Here is a 2490-nt window from a genome sequence, read left to right on the forward strand (position 1 = left end):
CTCTTCGAGGGGCTCTGCGCGCGTCGCCGCGGCGATCTCGAGCGAGCCGTGGAGCGCCTCAGGGAAGCCGCCCGGCAGGCCCCCACCGCGCCAGAGATGCAGACGGAGCTCGCCCTCGCCCTCATCGAGCGAGGAGCGTCGCAGGAAGGGCTCGATGCGCTGCGCGAGGCGGTGCGTCTCAGCGACGACGCGCCCCTCCTGCGTCACGAGTTCTATCTCCAGAACGGCCTGGCGCTCCACCGCGAAGGCTATCTCGACGCGGCCATCACCTCGTTGCGAAAGGCCCTCCGCTTCGAGAGCGACGTCGATACCCGCACCCTGCTCGGACATCTGCTCATCGAGGCCGGGCGTCTCGACGAAGCCGTCGACCTCATCGCGGAGACCGCGGAGCGCTTCCCGGGCTGCGCATCGGTGCATCTCCTCGCGGGACTCGTGTTCTCGATCAAGCAGCAGCCGTTCGACGCGGCGCAGGCATTTGCGCGAGCGGCAGAGATCGAGCCGGGACGGGCAGACCCGCTCCACGGCATGGGCTTGTGCTTCGAATCGCTGGGGGACGCTTCCCGAGCCATCGAGACCTACGAGCGGTGCCTGCGCCTGGAATGCACCGAAGAGATGCGATACGACCTGCGCGAGAGGCTCACGCGGCTGCGCGGCGAAGCGACCGCACCCTGATCATATGCTGAGAGACGACGACTACTACCTCGAAAACGGCCTCATGGTGTTCACCGAGCGCTTTCACGCCCGCCGAGGAACGTGCTGCGGCAGCGGCTGCCGCCACTGCCCCTTCGCGCACGAGAAGGTCCCGGAAGCGAGACGCGGTGGGCTGCCCCCACCGCGACCCTACTTCCCGGCCGGATTCACCGAAGAGGTGACGGCGCCACCGCCCCCTTGATCTGGAGAATCGACCTCGAGGTCGGCAAAGCCTTCGACCCAGCTCTCAAAACCATCGCGAAAGTCGGCAAAGAACCCGTGATGCGCTGAGGGCGTGAGACGTCGTACGATCACCCACCCTTGGGGCTGCGTCTCGACGATGCGCTGGCGCATCACGAAGAACCCCTGGAGCGCCTCAACCCACAGCCAGGTGACGTAGTCCTGCTCGTCGGAGATGGTTGGCTGGATGCTGGCCGATCGCACGATGCTGAGCACGAGCCCCCCGCGGCTGTAGGCGTGGTAGCCGAGGTCATCGGTCACCCAGTGCAGCACGTCGTCGCACAAGATCTGCTCCTGCATGATGTCAGCGGCCATCTCGGCGTCCTCCTGCGAGATCTGCGCACCGCGCGCTCAGGGAAGGAACCGCGCGGCGCGACCAGAAAGATCGCTCCATGCGAGGATCATTCTCCGCTCGTTTCGAGCAGGCCCTCACCTTCGCCTATCGACTTCACGCAGCACAGACCCGCAAAGGGGGAGACATCCCCTACATGAGTCACCTCATGGGGGTGTGCGGACTCGTGATGGAGCACGGCGGCAACGAAGACCAGTGCATCGCCGCGCTGCTGCACGACGCGGTGGAAGATCAGGGGGGGCGCGCCACCGGCGATGAGATCGAGCAGCGCTTCGGCGCCGAGGTGCGCCGCATCGTTGACGGCTGCAGCGACTGCGAGACCGAGCCGAAGCCCCCATGGCGCGAGCGCAAGACGAGCTATCTCGAGCACCTGCGCCAGGCCCCCGCCGACATCCGACTCGTCTCGTGCTGCGACAAGCTGCACAACGCGCGCACCCTCGTCGTCGACCTGCGCAACGTGGGTCCGTCGATGTGGGCGCGCTTCAATGCCAGCCCCGAAGACACCCTGTGGTACTATCGCTCCCTGGTGACGGCCTTCCGGCAGTCGGGTGGCCCCCTTGCCCTCGCCGACGAGCTGTCGGGCACCATCGATGCCCTCGAGGTCCTGATCGCGACTGCGTGACGCGATCACTCCACGTCTTCGAGGAAGAGCATCTTTCTCGGCTTGCTACCGTTGGCGGGTCCGAGGAATCCTCGCTGCTCGAGCTCATCGACCAGTCGCGCCGCGCGCGGATACCCGATCTGGAGCTTGCGCTGCAGGTTTGACGCGGACGCCAGCTTCGTCTCCTTGATGACGCGCAGGGCCTCCCGCAGCAGGTCTTCGTCTTCGCCCCCCTCGCCGCCGCTGGCACCGATGAGATCATCGGTGGTCTTGGCGTCAAGGCTCAGCTGCGCCAGGTTGTCCGGCGCTTCCTGACGGCGCCAGAAGTCGACCACGCGCTCTGTCTCCTCGAGGGTGATGAGACACCCTTGTACGCGTCGGAGCTCGGAGTCGGTGGGAGAGAACAGCATGTCACCGCGCCCCAGAAGCTTTTCGGCACCCCCCCGATCGAGGATGGTGCGCGAGTCGACCTGCGCCGATACCGCAAACGCGATGCGCGCCGGGAAGTTGCTCTTGATGGTGCCCGTGAGCACATCGACCGAGGGGCGCTGGGTGGCAAGGATGAGATGGATGCCCGCCGCGCGCCCCATCTGCGCGAGCTCCTGGA

General features: G+C 66.6%; 5 protein-coding genes. 3 read left to right on the top strand and 2 right to left on the bottom strand.

Features of this window, described 5'->3' with window-relative positions:
• Both EB084_23605 and EB084_23610 read left to right on the top strand, forming a co-directional pair.
• Positions 1-672 (top strand): hypothetical protein (locus tag EB084_23605; GenBank protein NDD31248.1); only part of this gene is annotated, 672 nt, incomplete at its 5' end.
• Positions 673-676: 4 nt separating this feature from the next.
• Entirely contained in the window at positions 677-892 is a 216-nt protein-coding gene (locus EB084_23610) for a hypothetical protein (GenBank protein ID NDD31249.1), read from the top strand.
• Here EB084_23610 and EB084_23615 read toward each other — a convergent pair.
• Positions 841-1245 carry a hypothetical protein gene (locus EB084_23615; protein NDD31250.1) on the bottom strand — a complete coding sequence of 135 codons (405 nt, stop codon included), beginning with the start codon at positions 1243-1245 and terminating at the stop codon, positions 841-843. The genes EB084_23610 and EB084_23615 overlap by 52 nt on opposite strands.
• 77 nt (positions 1246-1322) lie before the next feature.
• Between EB084_23615 and EB084_23620 the strand changes: the two genes are divergently transcribed.
• On the top strand, positions 1323-1904 hold the full coding sequence (locus tag EB084_23620; GenBank protein ID NDD31251.1) for an HD domain-containing protein: 582 nt from the start codon (positions 1323-1325) through the stop codon (positions 1902-1904).
• Positions 1905-1909: 5 nt separating this feature from the next.
• Here the strand turns inward: EB084_23620 and EB084_23625 are convergent.
• Positions 1910-2490 (bottom strand): DNA translocase FtsK (locus tag EB084_23625; GenBank protein ID NDD31252.1); only part of this gene is annotated, 581 nt, incomplete at its 5' end.

The sequence above is a fragment of the Pseudomonadota bacterium genome, assembly GCA_010028905.1.
In the GTDB taxonomy this organism is placed as follows: domain Bacteria; phylum Vulcanimicrobiota; class Xenobia; order RGZZ01; family RGZZ01; genus RGZZ01.

Coding starts and splice junctions, on each gene's coding strand:
- EB084_23610 (NDD31249.1), top strand. CDS start 677: ATGCTGAGAGACGACGACTACTACCTCGAAAACGGCCTCATGGTGTTC.
- EB084_23620 (NDD31251.1), top strand. CDS start 1,323: ATGCGAGGATCATTCTCCGCTCGTTTCGAGCAGGCCCTCACCTTCGCC.
- EB084_23615 (NDD31250.1), bottom strand. CDS start 1,245: ATGGCCGCTGACATCATGCAGGAGCAGATCTTGTGCGACGACGTGCTG.